The organism is Moorena sp. SIO4E2 (assembly GCF_010671945.1).
In the GTDB taxonomy this organism is placed as follows: domain Bacteria; phylum Cyanobacteriota; class Cyanobacteriia; order Cyanobacteriales; family Coleofasciculaceae; genus Moorena; species Moorena producens.
Genome location: NZ_JAAHIE010001334.1, coordinates 1 through 1193, shown reverse-complemented (window position 1 = coordinate 1193; position 1193 = coordinate 1). Strand labels below are relative to the sequence as shown.

The window sequence follows — 1193 nt, the reverse complement described above, 5'->3', positions numbered from 1 at the left end:
TAGCGTTTTTATCTGGGTTGTAAACACACTTCTTGCCTTCAAACTTTAGCATGTATGCCTCTTGCCTCTTGCCTTCAAACTTTTCCCTATTCCCTGTTCCCTGTTCCCTATTCCCTGTTCCCTGTTCCCTATTCCCTATTCCCTATTCCCTATTCCCTATAATCCTCAAGAGAATTCTCTCATTTTAAGCCAAAAGGAAGCGCCTCCTTTATTAACACCAGTCATTTCCGGGGATTGCCAAAGGGATGACATTATGGCTTTTAAGTATGGATCGTACCCGATGAAAGCGTTTGGCAAAATAATATCAAATTTACTACCTTCTGCCAAGAGGTAGGCGGCTAATACATACTGTTCAGAATAATGACGCTTTTCCCATTTTTGAGGATAATCATAGGGTAAAAATATATTATGAAATACTACAATAACCCCAGGCTTCAACTTGTAAAAAATATCTAAAAATATTACTGTAGCATCGGAATTCATAAATATTCGATGGGAATTATCTACAAATAATATATCCCCAGATTCCAGTTGATCAAAAATAGCAATATCGACAGTTTCTACGGGCTTTCGAATCACTTCATCACAGATTAAATCAACTTCTGCTCTCGGCTGAGGATCGATAGATATAATCTTAGTGTTTAGCCCACCATCCTTAATCGCTCGCCTAGCGAATTTTGTAGAGTTTCCTGACCCAACTTCAAAATAGAGTTTAGGCTTATTCAAGCGTATAATACTATAAAGGGAGACGGCATCAAGACCAGGGAGCCAGGGATTGAATAATGATGGCTCTGGGGATTGCTCTTTTATGGCTTTATTGGCGAATTTCAGCAGATTTTCCTGGTATTGCAAAAAGCTATTGAGATAAGTTTTGTAAGTGTCTCTACCTCGATTAATTATTTCATACAGCTTGGGATGAGGAGGCTTACCATGCCCATATCTCGATTTTTGATTTATGGGATAATCGAAATATAGGAATGTGCCTTTATAGGATTTTTCAGTTTTCATTTTTAATAGCAGTTATCAATTTGGTGAGGTAGTTTTGTCTTGGGGAGTCGGGAGTCGGGAGTCGGGAGTCGGGAGTCGGGAGTCGGGAGTAGGGAGTCGGGAGTCGGGAGGCGGGAGTCGGGAGTCGGGAGTCGGGAGTGGGGGGAGATGGCCAGAGGAAAGGTCGTAAGTACATGCAATAAGAG

At 41.2% G+C, this 1193-nt stretch carries 1 protein-coding gene and 1 pseudogene; both read right to left on the bottom strand.

The window, feature by feature from the left end:
- Positions 1-165 precede the first annotated feature (165 nt).
- A complete protein-coding gene (locus F6K37_RS43450; protein ID WP_008181867.1) occupies positions 166-1008 on the bottom strand; it encodes a class I SAM-dependent methyltransferase in 843 nt (280 codons plus the stop codon).
- A 2-nt stretch (positions 1009-1010) separates the two neighbouring features.
- Positions 1011-1193 (bottom strand): annotated as a pseudogene (locus F6K37_RS43445) (hypothetical protein); the annotation flags it as partial.

Coding starts and splice junctions, on each gene's coding strand:
- F6K37_RS43450 (WP_008181867.1), bottom strand. CDS start 1,008: ATGAAAACTGAAAAATCCTATAAAGGCACATTCCTATATTTCGATTAT.